Here is a 17,431-nt window from a genome sequence, read left to right on the forward strand (position 1 = left end):
GACTACTCAGTAGTGGTAGGTGTCCGACGGTGCGGGGACGTGTCCGGCGTCGTCCACCTCGTAGACCGACGGCTCGATGCCGTATGAGCGTGCGAGGTCGAGGATCTTGGTCGCCCGCGCGATACGGGGCAGGTCGGAGCCGTTGCGGATCTCACCGCCGTCCCGCTCGAATTCCGCGAAGAACTCCTTGGCCCAGCTGATCTCCTCGCGCGACGGGGAGAGGCCTTCGTTGACGGCGGCGCACTGATCGGGTGACAGGCAGATCTTGCCGGTCATGCCGAACTCGGCGCTGACAGCCGTCGCCTCGCTGAGCTTGAGGGCACTCGAACCGACCGTCGGGCCGTCGATGGCGCTGGGCAGGTGAGCGGCCTTGGCGGCGATGGTGAACCGCGACCGCGCGTATGCGAGCGTCGTCGGGTCGTCGCCGAACCCGGTGTCGCGCCGGAAGTCGCCGATGCCGAAGGCCAGACGGAACGTTCCCTTGGCCGAGGCGATCTCGCTGATCCGCTCCAGCCCGCGCGCCGTCTCCACCAGCGCGACGATGGGCACACCGGGCAGTCGTTTCGCCGTCTCGGTGACGTGGTCGACGGACTCGACCATCGCCAGCATCACACCGCCGACCGGCGCGGACGCCAGCGCGGCCAGATCGTCGGCCCACCACGGCGTGCCGAAGCCGTTGATGCGCACCCAATCGCCCGCACCGGACGGACTCGGTGCGGTACCCGCCTCGTCGCCGGACGCTCGTGGGGCACCGGAGGCCTGCGCGACCTCGGCGGCGTGGTGCGGGGCGCCACCGCCCAGCCATCGGATGACGTTCTCACGCGCCGCCACCTTGTCCTTCGGCGCGACCGCGTCCTCGATGTCGAGGACGACGACGTCGGCGCGTGACCGCGACGCCGCCTCGAACCGCCCGAACTGGGCGCCGTTGACCAGCAGCCAGCTGCGGGCCAGTACGGGATCGATGCGGGACCCGACGTCGGACGGGTCGGAGTCGTGGAACGGCTGGTCGTACATCGTCTCTTTCGTTGCGACTGATGCGCGGGTCGGGACCTGCTCACGCGGACGAACTCGGCAGGTCGTGCGGACACCATCGTCGCCCATCGTCGGCGTGGCACGCACGCCACCCCGGGATCGCGCCGGTTCTCGGGCGCCGGACCCGCCACCCGCACCGATCCCGGGACGACGCCAGGCACACTTGTCGGCATGACATCGACCGGCCGCCGTGCACTCGTCGGCGCGGTCGGCGCCGTTGCGGTCGGGTCGATGGTCGCGAACGTCTGCAATTACCTGGTCCACGTGACCGCAGGTCGGTGGTGGCTCTCACCGGCCGACTACGGCGAGTTCGCGGTGTTGTTGTCGGCGATGCTGGTGCTGGGTGTCCCGGCGCTCGCACTGCAGGCGGTCACGGCGCGAGAGGTCGTCCGGAATCCTGGACGCACCGGGGCGCGATCAGTCGGCCTCGACACCGAGATGGCGCGCATCCGCCGACTCACCGTACAGACGACGGTGGTCGTCGCGGTGCTGGCGGTGGCCGCCACGCCGATCATGGCCCTCGTCGCCGACACCGGATGGCCGATCGCGGCGGCGGCGCTCGCGACGGCACCGGTGCTCGCGGTCATCGGTGCGGGTGAGGGGGTGCTGCAGGGACGGCAGCAGTTCCGCGCCCTGGCCTGGGTGCTCGCCGGCGTCGGGGTGGTGCGGACCGTCCCGGTGGTGCTGGCTCTCGCGCTCGGCGGTGGCCCATTCGGCGGCCTGCTCGCGGGCACGGTCGGTGCGGTGGTCGGTGCGGTGGCGGTGTGGGCGATGGTCGCCGTCGCCGGACGGCCGGTAGCCGATGGTGCATCGTGCTCTGCCGACCGCAGCGCGGCGACCGACGGCACCGAGCAGGACGGCACGGGGCTTGACGGGACGGGGCGGGACGGGACGGGGCTTGACGGCACGGGGCGGGACGGGAGAGGGAGCTCGGAGTCCCCGGCGCGTGGACCGCGTCTGGGCGCGCTGGCCGGGGTGGCCCGCGCATCGCAGGTGCAACTGGTCCTCATCGTCGCGGCGTCGCTGGATCTGCTCCTCACCCGCAGCGTGCTCGATGCCGGTGATGCGGGTGTCTATGCGCTCGGCGCGATCGCCACCAAGGTGGCGTTCTGGCTGCCGCAGGCCATCGGCGTCGTCTTCTACCCCCGCCTCGCCGATCCCGCACGTTCCCGACGTTCACTCCGAGAGGCGCTGACGGTGGTCGCGGTGATCGGTGCCGCACTCACGGTGCTGGCCGGGGTCGCCGGTCCGCTCGTGCCCATCCTGATCACCCCCGACTACCGACCACTCGTCCCGTTGCTCTGGGTCTTCGCGGCGACCGGCGCACTGCTGTCGGTGCTCCAGGTCGCGCTGCTGTCGGCGATAGCGCGCGATCGCACGGCCGTCGCCCTGATCGCCTGGGTGGTGGTGGTAGTCGAGGTGGTGACCATCGTGCTCGTCGCCGACTCGGTCGTGGTGCTCGCCGTGGTGGCGCTGGTCGCGGCGACCGTCGCCACCGTCACGACGACGGTGTACTGCCTTCGGATGCCCGTGCCCGCCCCCGACGTCCGCGAGACCAGGTCGACCGCCACGCCGGGATCGTGACGAACAGCCCGGCGACGATCGCGGCGACGCCCAGGACGACGGCGATGACGGGCACCACCGAACCCCACCAGAACAGCGGCGCAGCAGTCGAATCCGCGTCGGCTGCCAAGGCGCGCCGGGTGGCCTCGTCGTAACCGAAGGTCGCCGAGAGTGCCGTGGTCGCACGGTCCCCGAGATCGGGATCGGTGAAGCGGTACTCCTGGGTGATCTGCTCCCGCCGGTCCAGGACAGTCCCGGTGGTCGTGTCGACGGCGAGTCGTACCTCGGCCCGATGGTGCAGGTGTGCGGTCAACGGTCGGCGAGCATCTCCCTCGGCACCGAACCACGACGCGGGCCGCGTCAGGGTGGTCGGCGGATGTCCGACCGCGTTCTCGCCGAGCGTGTTCAGGTCGGTGTCGGGTACGTGTGCCACGAGTTCGACCGCATCGCGCCCCGCGACGGTGGTCGTGCCGGTCCGTTCGAGGGGGAGTGCTCGTCGGGTGGTCGGGTCGAAGTAGGTGAGACCCGCTGGGGCATAACCGGTCTCGATCGGGAACAGGTAGGTGAAGCCGGCGCGGTCGGCAACGACGATCGGTGCCCGCCGGCTGTCGTACTGGACCTCCGAACCGGTCGGTCCCGGGATCGGCCGCGCGGTCCGGCGATCGATGGTGACCCGGTCTTTGACCGCGGTGACGGTCGCGTCTGTGCAGTCCTCGCGATCGGAGCGGCGATCGGTGGTGCTGCCGTCGTCCGCCGGATCGGACTCACGCTCAACGGGTTCCGGCGCACCGGGACGCGGTGCATCGACGTCCTGCTCGCGGCCGTCGACGACGAAGTGGTCCAGTCGGATCGAGGTGCCGGCCTGTAGCGTGACCCGGTCCGCATCGGCGGGGCGTACCGCGACCACGCGCTGCTGCCGGGTGAGGTCGGCGCCGACGACCCGCGCGGTCGGCGCATCCAACGAACAGCGGTCCAGGATCTCGGCGCCACGCTCGGACTCGCCGACGGTGGTCTGGTCGATGCCGAGTCCGACGGTCTTCAGCTGGTCCACGAACAGGGTCGGCAGCGCGATGGCGACCGCCAGCAGGAACCCACCGACGAAGAGGAGCGTGGGACCGACGAGTTCGCGGGTGGTGAACCGGCTCTGCACCGGACCGTCGGTGTCGGAGCGGCCGGACATCTCCGACTCGGTCGCGCCCGTCGCGGGATCAGTGGTGTCGACCTCGTCGGTGCCACGAGTGGCGTCGTCGTCGGCGTCCGGGGTGGGCGGTTCGGTCGACGGCATACCCGTGACACTACTGACCGGCCCCCCGGCCGTCGGCGCACGGCGTCGCGGGCACAAGCGGCAGGGGTGACGGGATCGGGCTGATCAGCCGCGTGATCCCGCTCCGGCGATGCCGCCGAGGACCAGACTCGCCAACGACTGACAGATGAGCAGAACGATGCCGACGGCGATCGCCACGGCGGTGAGCAGGACACGGAGACCGATGCCGGCGCCGTGAAGCGTGGTGGTGATCATGGTGCACCTCTCGTCGAACGGGGTCGTGGCGGCGGGGTGGGTGGGCGTGGGAAAGCGAGCGGCGGGATGTGCGGGTGGACGTCGACGACGGGGCGGATGCCGGGGACTCCGGGGACATCCGCCCCGACGCGGGGGTCAGCCCCCGTACACGTCGGCGTAGATCTGTTGGATCTGCACCTGGGTGGGCACCACCGGATTGTTGCCGGGTGAGCCCGAGGCGATGGCCTGTTCTGCCATCGTCGGTATCAGTTGCCGCCACCTGCCCGCGTCGATCCCGTACGCGGCCGGGGTGGGTACCTCGACGTCGGCGCAGAGCCGGTCGATCGCGGTCACCAACTGCGCCGCGGCATCCGCGTCGTCGGTTGTCTCGGTCGCGGCGCCGTAGGCCCGCGCGCAGTCGGCGTAACGGGAGACGTTGCCGTGGACGGAGAACCGGGTCACCGCCGGCAGAAGCATGGCGTTGGAGAGACCGTGGGCCACATGGAAGTGGGCGCCGATCGGTCGGCTCATGCCGTGCACCAGGCAGACGCTCGAGTTGGAGAAGGCGATCCCGGCCTGGGTGGCCGCCATCATCAGTCCCTCGCGCGCCTCCCGGTCGGCCCCGTCCGCGTACGCTCGGCGAACCAGTGCGGAGATGGTCGAGATCGCCGACAGTGCCAACGAATCCGAGATCGGGTTGGCGCGCTTGCTGACATACGCCTCGATGGCGTGGGTCAGCGCATCGACCGCCGTGTCGGCGGTCAGCCGCGGCGGCATGGACACCGTGAGCTCGAAGTCGAGGATCGCACCTGCCGGGAGGAACGAGAGACCTGGGCAGAGCATCTTCTCGTCGGTTGCGTCATCGGTGATGACCGTGAACTGGGTTGCCTCCGAACCGCTTCCCGCGGTGGTGGGGATGGCGATGATCGGCAGCGCCGGCCCGGTGAACGACGATGGGGCCTTGAACTCGCTCATCGGACGGTTGTTGACACCGAGCACCGCGAGAGCCTTCGCGGTGTCGATCGGACTGCCACCGCCGAAGCCGATCACGCTGTCGGCGCCGTGGTCGGCGACAGCCCGGATGCCCGCCTGCAGCGAGGTGGTGGTCGGGTCCGGCACGGTCTCGGAGAACACCTCGGGCTTGTGCCCGGACAGCTCCAGTGCGGTGCGGAGTCGGTCGACCGCACCGGTCGACACCATGAAGGTGTCGGTGACGATCAGCGGACGAGAGAGACCGAGGGTGTCGAGCGCGTCACCTGCGGTCTCGAGCGCGCCGGCGCCGACGTTGAGGAACCTGGGAAATGCGAATGAGGACATCGATGCTCCGTCAGTCGTTCTGCGGGAAGCCGAGATTCACGCCACCATGGCTGGGGTCCAGCCATCGGGTGGTGATTGCCTTGGTGCGGGTGTAGAAATGCACGCCCTCGATACCGTGAGCGTGCGAGTCGCCGAACAGCGAGTTCTTCCAACCGCCGAAGCTGTAGTACGCCATCGGAACCGGGATCGGCACGTTGATGCCGACCATGCCGACCTCGACCTCGTTGGTGAATCGTCGCGCCGCGCCGCCGTCGTTGGTGAAGATCGCGGTGCCGTTGCCGAACTCGCTGCTGTTGACCAGCGCGAGCGCCTCGTCATAGCTCTCGACGCGCACCACGGCCAACACCGGGCCGAAGATCTCGTCACGGTAGATCGATGCGTCGGTGGAGACGTGGTCGAACAACGTGGGCCCGACGAAGAAGCCGTTCGCGTCGCCGCGCGGTGTGATCTCCCGGCCGTCGACGACCAGTTTCGCGCCGGCCTCCTCGCCCGCGGCGATGTAGCCGACCACCTTGTCGCGATGGGCAGCAGTGACCAGCGGGCCCATCTCGTTGCCCGCGGTCGGATCACCGGGGACGATCTCGCGTGCCCGCGACGCCAGCTTGTCGACCAGGAGGTCGCCGACGTCGCCGACCGCGACGACCACCGAGATGGCCATGCAGCGCTCGCCTGCCGAGCCGTAGGCCGCACCGACGATCGCGTCGGCGGCCTGGTCGAGATCGGCGTCTGGCAGCACGATGGCGTGGTTCTTCGCGCCACCGAGTGCCTGCACGCGCTTACCGCTGCCGGTACCGGTGGAATAGACGTACTGGGCGATCGGCGTGGACCCGACGAAGCTCACGGCCTTGATGGCCGGATCGGTGAGCACGGCGTCGACCGCCGTCTTGTCGCCCTGGAGAACGTTGAAGACGCCGTCGGGCAGACCGGCCTCCCGCCACAACTCGGCCAGCCACAGTGATGCGGACGGGTCCTTCTCGCTCGGCTTGAGCACGACGGTGTTGCCCGCGGCGATGGCCACCGGGAAGAACCAGAGGGGAACCATCGCGGGGAAGTTGAACGGGCTGATCACGGCCACCGGGCCCACCGGCTGCAGAACGGAGTGGGCGTCGACCCTGGTGGACGCGTTCTCGGTGAACCCGCCCTTGAGGAGATGCGGGATGCCGCAGGCGAACTCGACGACCTCCTGACCACGGCTCACCTCACCGAGCGCGTCGTCGAGAACCTTGCCGTGCTCGGATGTGATGATCGCGGCGAGCTCACCCTTGCGTTCGTTCAGCAGCTCACGGAAGCGGAAGACGACGGCCGCACGCTTGGCCAGCGAGGTGTCACGCCACCCGGGAAAGGCGTCGGCGGTCGCGCGGATGACCTCTGCCGCGTCGTCCTCCGATGCGAGAGCGACCTGACCGGTGACCGCGCCGGTGGCGGGATCGGTGACGTCGGCCGAGCGGGTGCCCGTCCCGTCGTGGCGACGGTTGTTCACCCAGTGCGGGATTGTGATCGAGGAAACAGTCATGCACTCACTGTGGGGACGCGAATGTGCAGTCGTCAATGCCGCAACTTGCATATGCAACTGCACAATCGCAGACATCCAGCGTGTGAAGGCGTGCTGCGGCGACGGAGATCACCACTGCACTTTTGCAGTGTCGAGTGCATTTGTCGGCGTTGACGGATGCATCGACGCCTAGTGAGATGTGGTTCACACACATTGGTTGAATGCGACGCCGACCGCCCCACCTGAGACGTCGGTTGTCGTCCGAAGGGAATGCACGTGAGTCTCTCCGACTACTTCAAGGGTCCCTCCGCCAGCCTCGACGATCAGATCGAGAGCTATGCGACGGAGCGGGTGCCCGACAGCGCACGATGGCGTCGACCCGCCATCCTGCTCGTCCTCACCGGGAACGTCACCGCCATGTTCTGGTTCGCTCTCGGTGGCCAGATCGGCTTCCTCGTCGGGTGGCCGCTGTTCCTCGTGCCGGTCGCCTACATGGTCATCGGGGCGACGGTCGTCGGCGCGCTCGTCATGCGGATCGCCAGTCAGCAGGGTCTCTCGCTTCCGTTGCTCTCGCGTGGACTGGGTTTCGGTGCCAAGGGTTCCGCGGTCGCGTCGTTCGTCTACGCGATCAACTACGTCTTCTATTTCATCTTCGAGGGCAGCATCGTCTCGCACGGCCTCAGTGAATTGCTGGGGATCTCGATCAACTCCGCAGCGGCCAGCGTGGTATTCGCCATCGTCGCCTCCATCGCCCTCTACTTCTCGTGGCGAGGGATGCACTCGATGAACCTGCTGCAGCGGTTCGGTGCGCCGATATTCCTGCTGCTCTTCATCATCGGCCTGGTCATGTTGGCAAAGGGTTACGTCCTCGTCGGGCCGGGTCAGTGGGAGGTCACCGGTGGCGTCACCGGCGCCGCGATGTGGCAGGCGATGAGCCTGGCCAACGGGCAGGTCGTCTTCCAGGCTCTGATCGCCACCGACTACGGGCGATTCATCAAGCGGTCGGTGTCCTACGTCGGGGCCGGCGCGGTCATGCTCACCGAGTTGCTGATGATCGTCGTGGTGATGATCCTCGGTGTGTTCCTGGGCTTCACGATGCTCCAGCACTTCTCGGGCACGCAGGCCGAGCGGGAGCTCTCGGCCACCGACCCGGGCCTGATCTTCGCCGTCGTCATGGGGGTGCTCGGCGTCATCTTCGCCATCATCACCCAGATCCGGATCAACGTGATGAACCTGTACTCCGGGTCGCTCGCGCTGGCGAACACCTGGGATGCGTTGTCGACGAAACGGATCGGCCGGCAGTGGTGGATGGTCGCCCTGGTGCTCGTCGGAATCGTGCTGTACCCCATCAACATCCTGCAGTACACGGACAAGTTCCTGGCCATCACCGGCATCATGACGAACACCTGGATCTTCATCCTGCTCAGCGACTACTTCGTCTGCCGCAAGTGGCTGCGCCTCGCGCCGGTCGACTCCATCGAGTACCGCGACCACGAGGTCAAGAACTGGAATGTGTGCGGTATCGCGGCGCTCCTGGTGAGCTTCGCCGTCGGTGCCGTGGGCGTCGCCGGGGTGTACCCGCTCTACTACGCTTCGTTCATCGCGATGCTGCTCGGGCCGGCGATCTACATCCCTCTGACCATCCTCACCAAGGGCTCCCAGTACCGGCCCGGCGCCCCGTCCGTCCAGGACGAGGATCCGACTCCGGCCCCTGCCCTCGACTGAGCGCCGAGCACGAGACACGGAGTCCCCGAGATGAACACCCATCACACCGATCAGTTGCACTACCAGGAGATCTACGAGATCGCCGACCTGCTGTCCGCAGGTGAGCTGACATCCGTACAGGTGACCACGGCCCTGCTGGACCGCATCGACACGGTCGACGAGCGGATCGGGTCGTACGCCTTCGTCGCACGCGACGACGCCCTTGCCGCCGCTCGCCGGTCGGACGAGCGGCGCGCGGCAGGGCAGACCATCGGTCGCCTCGACGGCATCCCGCTCGCGATCAAGGACATCTACGACCGCGAGGGATGGCGCACCGAGGCCGGTATGGCCTCGCGTCGCGGGACGGTCGCCGACTCGTCGGCAACCGTCGTCGAGCGACTCGAGGCGGCGGGAGCGGTGATCCTCGGCAAGGTGCACACCACCGAGGGTGTGTACACCGAACACACCGCGCCCTTCCGGGCTCCGTTGAACCCGTGGGACGAGAGCCGCTGGGTCGGTGTCTCGTCCAGCGGCAGCGGTGTATCGGCTGCCGCCGGACTCTGTTTCGGTGCGCTCGGCTCCGACACCGGTGGATCGATCCGCATGCCGTCGGCATCCAACGGCGTCACCGGCCTCAAGCCGACCTGGGGGCGGGTGAGCCGGGCCGGGGTCGTCGAGTTGGCCGCGACGCTCGATCACGTCGGACCGATGTGCCGCTCGGCGCGCGACGCGGGCCTCGTCCTCGAGGCGATCGCCGGTGCCGATCCCCGCGACCCGACGGCGTCGTCGGTGCCGGTGCCGGACCTCTCCGTCGGCGTGGAACCGCGCTCGCTGCACGGTGTCCGGATCGGAGTCGATCCCGCCTGGAGTTACCACGAGGTCAGCGCCGACGTAGAGAAGGCGCATCGGGCCGCGGAGGAACACCTCGCCGGCCTGGGTGCCGAGATCGTGCCGGTCACGCTGCCCGATCCGACGCAGGCGATCGACGACTGGTTCGGCGTCTGCGCCGCCCAGACCGCCCGGGCCCACGGCGACGGATTCCTGGCGGCACTCGACACCTACGGACCCGCTCTGCGTGAACTCATCGAGCGCGGTCGGTCCATGTCGGCGATCGAGTACGACGAGTTGCTGCGGCGCCGATGGGACTTCAAGGGACGAATGGAAGCTGCTGTGTCGCAGGTCGACTCGGTGCTGATCCCGGCACTGTCGTTCATCGCGCCGCCGGTCGAGAAGATGGTCCGGATGGATGACGAGACGACAGCGGGCGTGCACCGGTTCACCGTGCCGTTCACGCTCTCGCAACTGCCGACGATCACCTTCCCCGGCGGCTTCACCACCACCGAGGCCGGACGCCCCTTCCCGGTGGGGCTGCAGATGGTGGGCAGCGCGTTCAGCGAGCAGGCACTCGTCGGGATCGTCGACGCGTTCCAGCGCACCACCGACTGGAACTCCCGACACCCGGATCTGTGAGACCGATGTCGGGAGCACCGACGCCCCTTCGCCTCCACGCGGGGCGGCGTCGGTGCCGGGGAGTCGATGCGGTTGGTTCCGACGGTGGCGGCGTGATTGCCGGGAAGAGGTCTGATCGGTGAGTATGGGACCCGTGCTGGCCGCCGACAACCTGCAGTTCTTCCTGGAAGTGTCCCGGACCGGACGGGTGGCCGACGCCGCCCGCCGGCTGCACGTCGACCAGACCACGGTCTCCCGCCGAATCGGGCGTCTCGAGAAGGACCTCGGCGTCCGACTCTTCGACCGCACCGCCGGCGGATGGCAACTCACCGATGCCGGGCAGGAGATCGTGCCGTACGCCGAGGCCGTCGAGACCACGATCGTGGCGGCCCAGGACGTCGTCGTCGACGCACAGGCCGGCGGCGGCGCACTGTCGGGCACGGTCCGCATCCTCGCGCCCGACGGGTTCGGCACCTACCTGTTGATGCCGGGGTTGTCGGCCCTGCGCAACCGGCACCCGGATCTCACCCTCGAGGTACTCACGGCGACCACACACGACCTGCTGACCGGTCGTGATTTCGACATCGGGATCACCCTCGAGGAGCCGTCGCCGCGGTCGGTGGTCGTGGAGAAGCTCGGGCAGTACGAGCTGAAGCTGTACGCGTCTCGCCGGTACCTCGACGATCACGGCATCCCGGAGTCCATCGACGACCTCGCCGAGCACACTCTGATCTGGTACATCGAGGACCTGCTCGACGTCGACCCGTTGCAGATCCTCGAACGGCACCTGCCCGGTGTCCGAGCCCGGGTGCAGGCGAACAACATCGCCGGACACCGGGAGGCGGTGCGCGCAGGTCTCGGCATCGCGCCGCTGCCCACCTACATCGGCAAGACCCTCCCGGACGTGGTCACGGTCCTCGACGAGGAGTTCGTGGCGGAGCGCAACTACTGGCTGGTCGTGCCGCGAGAGCTCATCCGGTTGGCGCGCATCTCCGAGATCGTCCACAGCCTGCACCGCATCGTCGCCGACAACCCGTACCTACGGGTGCCCGTCGCGGATCGTCCGGGAGGTCCGTCGACCAACGGACGTCCGGTCCCGCCACCCCCGACGGTCTGAGCGCCCGCGCCCGCGTGCGGTCGGTACCCTGTGTCGAAATGGTCTCCACCAGCCCGGACAGCTCCGCACCCGATGCCCCGACTGCTCGCCGACAGACGGCGGCAGAGGTGCCGGGTCCACGTCGGTTCGTCCCGCAGCTCGAGGGCATGCGTGCCCTCGCCGCGCTCGGTGTCCTGACCACCCACGTCGCCTTCCAGACCCGTGCGGTGGAGATCCCGGTGCTCGGTCCGGTCCTGGGGCGTCTCGATCTGGCCGTGGCACTCTTCTTCGGTCTGTCGGGGTTCCTCCTGTGGCGGCCCTGGGTCGCCGCTGCACACGGTGGAGACACACACGGCGGAGACACACACTGTGGGGATACACACGGGGGCGGTGCGAGTGGCGGGCATCCGCCGATTCGGCGCTATCTCCGACACCGGGTCGTCCGCATCTGGCCCGCCTACCTGGTCGTCGTCGTCCTGGTCCTCACCCTGCTGCCCGATGCGCAGAACGCCGACGCGACCGTCTGGCTGGCCAACCTCACGCTCACGCAGGTCTTCGTGCCGCTGTCGCTCACCGCCGGCCTGACCCAGATGTGGAGTCTGTCGGTGGAGGTGGCCTTCTACCTGCTCCTGCCGCTGCTCGGGCTCGCCCTCGTGACCCTGCGTGGTCGGCGCGTCCGGTGGCGCATCCCGGCGCTGTTCGCGATCGGTGCGGCGTCGTTGACCTGGGGATGGGTCGCGGTGACATTGCCGGTGCCGGCCGGCGTGGAGCCGAAGAACTGGGTCGTCGGGCACCTGCCGTGGTTCCTGGCCGGACTCGTCCTCGCCGAACTCGTCGGACTGTGGGAGTCGCGGGTCGCTGATCCCCGGGCCGTGCAGTCCCGGTGGCTCGCAGTCGTGATCGGCATCAGTGGCCGCCGATGGTTGATGTTCGCCGTGCTCGTCGTCGCCTACGGGTTGGCGTGTACGCCGATCGCCGGTCCGACCGGGCTCGGCGACCTGCACCAGTGGCAGTTCGCCGTCAAGATGGTCCTGGGTGCGATCTGCGCATACGCGATCCTCGCTCCGCTGCTGTGCGCACCGGGACCGTTCCGGTTCCTCGACTCGCGGGTGATGCAGGCACTCGGGCGATGGTCCTACGGCATCTTCATCTGGCACATCGCGGTGCTCGCGGTGGTGTTCGGACTGTTCGGCATAGTGCCGTTCAACGGCGACACCGTGCTCGTCTGGGCGATCACCGTGGTGGTCACCATCGGTGTCTCGGCGGCGTCCTACGCCTTCGTCGAAGAACCTGCACGCCGATGGCTGCGGCGTCGCGAGACGGCGCGTGCGACAGCCGTGCGCCAGGAGTCGGGGATCGCCACCGACCAGGCGGTCACCGCAACCGCCACGACCGCCGGCAACTGAACCCACCACTGGAACCCGGTGTAGCCGCCGGACGCGTGCCACGGACCGGATGCCAACGCGATGCTCGCGAGGAGCATGGCGACGAAGACCACGACGACTCGGCCACGGGGGCGGAGCGCGACGGCCACGACGGCACCCAGTGCAGACACCACCAGTCCCCACCACCCGGCGAGCAACCACGACGCCACCGCGACACCGGTTGCGGCGACCACGGAACCACCGATCCCGACGGTGGGTGTCGGTTGGTGCGATGTGGCCTGGACGGGCTCGGGGGGATCTGTGGAAGGCGACGCGTCACCGGCCGGAACGAGCGCGCGTGGCGTCCACCGACGCGGCCAGAAGGCCAGTGCGAGAACAAGTGCCATCACCGCCAGCCCGAGCCCCAACGACCACCGGTACAGGCTGTCGAGCCGATAGGTCAGGTTCAGCTCGCCACTCGTGCCGGCCGGGACGACCCACCCCTGTTGCCAACCGTTGACGACCACCGGTGCCAGTTCCCGGTCGCCGACGGTCGCGCGCCAGCCCGGGTTGGTGCTCTCGGGCACCACCAGCACCTGCGCTCGTTCGGAGTCGCTGAGGCGGATGGCGCGGTGCGTCGACGACCAGTCGATGACGTCCGCCGGCCGCATCGGGGCGGTGCTCGGCGCAGTGTGTGAATCCGAGCCCGCCCGGTCGACACCGCCGTTCGCACGGGCATCGCCGGCCGCACTGGGATTGCCGGCCGCACTGGGATCGCCGGTGGCACGGAGGTCGACGGCGTCGACGGTGAAGGCGGTGCCCGGGTTCACCGAGAGTTCCTGCTCGCCCGCACCGAGCGACACCGGTTGCGGCGAACACGGTCGCGCGACGACGGGAACCCCGTCGCGCAGCGCGCGGGCGGTGGTGGTCACCGATAACGGGACGACCTGTCCCGACACCGTCAGTCCGATGCCTCGGTCGCAGCCGATGCGGATCTCGCGGTCGGGGTCCGCGGGTGCCGGGGGACGCGGCGTGATCTCGACCTCGGAGATGCCGGCCGGCGCAGGCCGGGCGAATCCGAGGCTGTTGACGTCGATGACGTCGGTGGTCCGCAGCACCCGGATACGGATCTGTCGGGTCTCGGCCGGATCGAGTCGGACGACCCCGTCCCGCCCGACCTCGCGCACCTGTCGGCCGGTGCCGAGATCGAGCGCGACCCGCGTCGGAGCAGCGGGGAAGTCGGGTCGGGTCACCAGTCGTAGTTGCTCGACGCGCTGGGTCGCGGGCAGGCGGACGACCAGAAGCGGGCCGTCGCCATCCTTCGCGCTGTCCTTCTCGTCCCCGTTCTCGTCGGCACCCTTCTCGTCATCCCCCTTTCCTTCATCGCGGTCCCGCGACCGGCTCTCGGTCTCGGGTGCCGTCCAGGTGGTTCCGCGGTCCCCGTCGACGGCGGCACTGGGGCTGCCCCGGGGATCGCCGATGGACGTGTCGCCGTCCGCAGTCACGTGGCCGGTCGTCGACAACAGCTCTGACAAGCCGTCGCCGGGCGTCGGTCGCAACGTGACGGTCGGCGCCACCGACGTGGCCGCGGGCACCGACAGAGAACGTGTGAGGATTCCCGGCGTCTCCGGCGCCGCACCGAGACCACCGGCACAGCGGACAGCGACGCGGTCGTCGACGCACGGACTGCGTCCGCCCAGTTCCTGGGTCAGCAACCAGCGGCCCACCCGATCGTCGGCGCGGAGCTCGGGAAGGGCGACCCGATGTCGGATCGTCAGCGGCAGGCCGGAGTTCAGGTCGGAGACACCGAGCTCGCCGACGGCGAACTGATTGCCTGCGGTCCCGTCGGCGGTGCTGATCGCCCGCACCTGCACCCATCGGGTCGGCCCGCTCGGCGCGGTGACGGTGGTCGGCTCGCCGGGCCGCAGCCCTTGCGCGACCGTGCTTCCCGCCTCGGTGGTCACCAGCACGCCGCTCACGTCGGAGCCGAGCGCCGCCGCCGTGGTGACGGTGACCGCCAGCGACGACCGAGGGCGTGTGAAGTCGAGTCGGAGCCACTGGCCGACAGCCGAATCCAGACCGCGTGACACCCAGGCGGTCTCGGGATCCCCGTCGAAGGCTGCCGCAGTAGAGGCAGCGGGTGCGGTCTGCCCCAGTTGCGTCGCGTCGGCGGCGGAGCCGGACGAACTGACGCGCACCTGATCCGGCTGGTTGTCGAGCAGCCATTGGCCGCGCACCAGGGGCTGTCCGTCGACGGGATAGTCGGCGGTCGCGTTCTGGGTGGTGCGGGCATCGCCGGGTCCTCGGATGGCCGAACTGTGGTCGTCGACGCGACCGAAGTCGGTCTCCCGGTCGGTCGGCGTGTCGGTCACGGTGAGCTCACCACGAGCCAATCCGGCTCGGCGCGCGTCGGATTCGAGCACCATCGGCCCGATCGGGGGGCCACCGGTACGGGCCTGGTCGGCCTGGATGGCGGCGAGGGATTCTGGCCCGCCCGCGACCCGGGGGAGCCCGTCTGCGTCGACAAGGGTCGGGCCGGTGCCCGGGAACCCGTTGTCGGAGCGAACCGCGTAGATCTGGACCGCCGGCATCGTCGGGCGGAGGCCGCTGTCGCGGACCACCCCGCGGACGGTCGGTGGTCCGGTCCGGGGGCCGAACTCGGCGACCCGGATCAGCCCTGGCGACCGGTCGAGGGCCTGCTGCGCGACCAGTGGCCGGGTGGAGCGGGAATTCTGCGGATCGAGATCGGCTCGCAGGACCACGAATCCGATGCCTTGCTGCGCGAGCGTCGGCGCCAGGCCGGGCGACCCGCGGCCGGCTGCGATGTCGCGCTGCACCGAGTCGAGCGCCCGGATCGCGCCGGGCGGGGTGAGTGGGATGGCGTCCCGAACCGCCCAGGGGTCGTCGGCGAGGGCCTGCAGCGGCTCGTCGCGGGTGAGACCCCAGAGCTGGTCGGCGAAGGGGGCGCCCGGCACCACGAGAGATCGCACCGGAGCGGTCGCGCCCGGCGGGTTGCTGTGGGAGGCAAGCCAGTCGGCGGTCTGACGCCAATGGTCCGGGATCGCGCGGTAGGTACCCGACGGCGCGAGTTGGCCGGTCCACATCAGCGATCCGGCGCCGATGGCCGCGACCAGCACCGCGATGGTGGCGGCCACCGGACGTGAACGCTGCGGGTGGGCGAAGGCCGATGCGGTCTCCCGGATCGGGACCGTCGAGGGCAGGGGGACCCGTGCCAGGAGATGGGCGATGCCCAGCACCAGGGGGATCCGGATGAACGGCTCGAACTTGTGGATGTTGCGCAGCGGTGCACCCGCGCCGTCCAGGAAGACCTTGATCGGTTCAGCGATCGGCGATCCCAGCTCGCCCGCGTAGCCGGTGCACATGAGCGTCAGGCCGATCAGCAGGATCGCAACGAGTCGTCCACGGAAGGCGATGTGGCGCATCGCCAGTCCGGCGAGGCCTGCGGCTGCCAGCACGCCGGTGGCGAGGACCGCCGCGGGCTGGGTGACCAGGACCGCGCCGGCGACACGTTCAGGGGAGACGAACGGGGTCCACGAGCTGGTGCCGCGCAACACCTCGGTGAGCGAGGTCCACTCCGTCGTCACCCGGGAGGACTCGATGAAGTCGAGGAACGGCGGTGAGACCCGGGACAGGATGAGCAGCGGCACCACCCACCACGCGCAGACCAGTGCGAGACCGAGGGACCACCACCCGCCGAAGCGGACCCACGAGCGTGTCGCAGGACGTCGGAGACCGGGGAATGCGGCGACCCACCAGACCGCCGCGACCGCGAGGGCGGCGAGAGTCGCGACCGCGTTGACCGCGCCCATCAACGCGACGGCCGCCGCGGACCGGAAGGCGAGCCGCCACAGGCGCTCGGTGCGTGCGGGATCGCATGCGCGGACCACCGGTACCAGCACCCAGGGGGCCAGGATCATCGGCAGGGTCTCCGACGAGATCGACCCGAGTGTGGTCAGCACGCGCGGACTCACCACGAAGATGACCGCGGCGATGAGTCGTGACGCGGGTGACCCGATGCGCAGGGCCTCGGCCAGGCGCACGATGCCGACCACACCGACCGCCAGCAGGATCGCCCACCAGAGCCGCTGCACCACCCACGGTGGGAGTGCGATCAGATCGCCGAGCGCGAAGAAGGCGCCGTGCGGGAAGAAGTAGCCGTAGGCCTGGTTCTGCACCTGCCCCATCGGGGCGTCCGGAGACCAGAGGTGCAGGGCACGGGCGAGGAAGCCGAGCGGGTCGGCGGTGAGGTCGAGCTTGGTGTCGGCCGCGATGCGACCGGGGGACTGCAGCAAGGCGACGACGAGCGCGACCACCGCAACAAGGACCACCCCGCGACGTGAGAGTGCGGAGTGGTCGTCCTGTGTCATCGGCGGGCTTTCCGACCGCGCGCCCTCCGGTGACGGTCGTCCCGACGTCGATCGCCCGACGGGGCCGTGTCGGCGCGCGGTGTCGCCGTCAGTTCGTGTCGCCGGATCCGCCGCGGGATCCGTAGTCGACCGATCCCTGCACGAACCCGTTGTTCGGGTTCACGTTGTTCACATCGGTGGACGGACTGTTCTCCGACGACAGCCAGCCCCCGAGGAACACGGCTCCCAATCCGACCACGATGCCGGCGACCCCGGCGACCGCACCGGCAGCGAGGCGGTTGTTGATCATGGCGACGAACCTACCATCGGGTAGCCACCCGACCGCGCAGACCGCACCCGTCCGACTGCGTCGACCGCAGTCCGTGACCCGGATGACTCATGTCGAGTGCGGCAGGTCGGGGCCAGGTGGGCCATCTGTGAGATCGGCGTCCGTGGGACCGGACCGGTCGGCATCTGTGTCCATGATCGAGTGCCACCAGTCGTCGAGTGGGCTCGGTTCCGGCCACGTGACCGACTCGTCCATCTGAC

Annotated in this window: 11 protein-coding genes and 1 pseudogene; 5 read left to right on the forward strand and 7 right to left on the reverse strand. The window is 69.5% G+C overall.

Going from position 1 to position 17,431, the window contains the following annotated elements:
* Nucleotides 1-6: 6 nt before the first annotated feature.
* A complete protein-coding gene (locus GS4_RS05105; RefSeq protein WP_007618163.1) occupies nucleotides 7-1,014 on the reverse strand; it encodes an HpcH/HpaI aldolase/citrate lyase family protein in 1,008 nt (335 codons plus the stop codon).
* 189 nt (nucleotides 1,015-1,203) lie between these two features.
* Here GS4_RS05105 and GS4_RS05110 point away from each other — a divergent pair, with 189 nt between their 5' ends.
* The gene (locus GS4_RS05110; RefSeq protein WP_007618164.1) at nucleotides 1,204-2,616 is read left to right on the forward strand and encodes a lipopolysaccharide biosynthesis protein; all 1,413 of its coding nucleotides are present in this window, start codon (nucleotides 1,204-1,206) and stop codon (nucleotides 2,614-2,616) included.
* On the opposite strand, the gene pgfA is transcribed toward GS4_RS05110, so the two are convergent.
* The 4 genes from pgfA to GS4_RS05125 all read right to left on the reverse strand — a co-directional run bounded on the left by pgfA (nucleotide 2,531) and on the right by GS4_RS05125 (nucleotide 6,923).
* A complete protein-coding gene (pgfA, locus tag GS4_RS05115; protein ID WP_007618165.1) occupies nucleotides 2,531-3,880 on the reverse strand; it encodes a cell envelope lipid trafficking protein PgfA in 1,350 nt (449 codons plus the stop codon). The two genes, GS4_RS05110 and pgfA, sit on opposite strands and share 86 nt — an antisense overlap.
* A gap of 84 nt (nucleotides 3,881-3,964) precedes the next feature.
* On the reverse strand, nucleotides 3,965-4,114 hold the full coding sequence (locus GS4_RS25545) for a hypothetical protein (RefSeq protein ID WP_157226506.1): 150 nt from the start codon (nucleotides 4,112-4,114) through the stop codon (nucleotides 3,965-3,967).
* Between the two features lie 135 nt (nucleotides 4,115-4,249).
* A complete protein-coding gene (locus GS4_RS05120) occupies nucleotides 4,250-5,410 on the reverse strand; it encodes an iron-containing alcohol dehydrogenase (protein WP_007618166.1) in 1,161 nt (386 codons plus the stop codon).
* A gap of 10 nt (nucleotides 5,411-5,420) precedes the next feature.
* Complete coding sequence (locus tag GS4_RS05125) at nucleotides 5,421-6,923, reverse strand: CoA-acylating methylmalonate-semialdehyde dehydrogenase (RefSeq protein ID WP_040509594.1); 1,503 nt, start codon at nucleotides 6,921-6,923, stop codon at nucleotides 5,421-5,423.
* 249 nt (nucleotides 6,924-7,172) lie between these two features.
* Between GS4_RS05125 and GS4_RS05130 the strand changes: the two genes are divergently transcribed.
* The 4 genes and pseudogenes from GS4_RS05130 to GS4_RS25100 form a co-directional block, all read left to right on the forward strand.
* Nucleotides 7,173-8,627, forward strand: a complete 1,455-nt coding sequence (locus tag GS4_RS05130) for a purine-cytosine permease family protein (protein WP_007618168.1) — start codon at nucleotides 7,173-7,175, stop codon at nucleotides 8,625-8,627.
* 30 nt (nucleotides 8,628-8,657) lie between these two features.
* Nucleotides 8,658-10,076: an amidase gene (locus GS4_RS05135; protein ID WP_007618169.1), complete on the forward strand. Its 1,419-nt coding sequence runs from the start codon at nucleotides 8,658-8,660 to the stop codon at nucleotides 10,074-10,076.
* A 124-nt stretch (nucleotides 10,077-10,200) separates the two neighbouring features.
* Nucleotides 10,201-11,172 carry a LysR family transcriptional regulator gene (locus GS4_RS05140; protein WP_040509595.1) on the forward strand — a complete coding sequence of 324 codons (972 nt, stop codon included), beginning with the start codon at nucleotides 10,201-10,203 and terminating at the stop codon, nucleotides 11,170-11,172.
* A gap of 146 nt (nucleotides 11,173-11,318) precedes the next feature.
* Nucleotides 11,319-12,410: pseudogene (locus tag GS4_RS25100) on the forward strand (acyltransferase family protein); the annotation flags it as partial.
* A gap of 11 nt (nucleotides 12,411-12,421) precedes the next feature.
* Here the strand turns inward: GS4_RS25100 and GS4_RS26465 are convergent.
* Together GS4_RS26465 and GS4_RS05150 are read right to left on the reverse strand one after the other, a co-directional pair.
* On the reverse strand, nucleotides 12,422-16,903 hold the full coding sequence (locus tag GS4_RS26465; protein WP_007618172.1) for a DUF3367 domain-containing protein: 4,482 nt from the start codon (nucleotides 16,901-16,903) through the stop codon (nucleotides 12,422-12,424).
* Between the two features lie 88 nt (nucleotides 16,904-16,991).
* Nucleotides 16,992-17,192, reverse strand: a complete 201-nt coding sequence (locus GS4_RS05150) for a DUF2613 family protein (RefSeq protein WP_007618173.1) — start codon at nucleotides 17,190-17,192, stop codon at nucleotides 16,992-16,994.
* Nucleotides 17,193-17,431: the final 239 nt, after the last annotated feature.

The sequence above is a fragment of the Gordonia soli NBRC 108243 genome, assembly GCF_000334455.1.
In the GTDB taxonomy this organism is placed as follows: Bacteria; Actinomycetota; Actinomycetes; order Mycobacteriales; family Mycobacteriaceae; genus Gordonia; species Gordonia soli.